The following is a 228-nucleotide window of genomic DNA, read 5'->3' as shown; positions in this document are numbered from 1 at the left end:
CTCTACATTCCTTCCTAACCCGCTTACTCCGCTCCCACCATTCTTGTTCCCTCCTCCCGTAAGCGCACATTGTAAATCCTTGCCTTCAAGAAGCTTATCACCATATTTCATGCTTTTAAATCTAACAGTCGAGGTATCACCCTTATTCACACATATTACTTCATCTTTCCCAGCAATTTCAAACCAGCTTCCGGCGCTGTCAAGTTCACACCTTTCAAACCGACTACC

The 228-nt window shown here is 44.7% G+C and carries 1 protein-coding gene; it reads right to left on the bottom strand.

The genetic code is table 11. From position 1 onward, the window contains the following. A partial coding sequence (locus tag LE180_RS05710) for a hypothetical protein (RefSeq protein WP_374134495.1) occupies positions 1-228 on the bottom strand: 228 nt, incomplete at both ends.

The organism is Candidatus Endomicrobiellum pyrsonymphae (genome assembly GCF_020328025.1).
Lineage (GTDB): Bacteria > Elusimicrobiota > Endomicrobiia > Endomicrobiales > Endomicrobiaceae > Endomicrobiellum > Endomicrobiellum pyrsonymphae.
The sequence above is the reverse complement of the archived record's forward strand: the minus strand, read 5'-3'. Positions and strand labels throughout refer to the sequence as shown.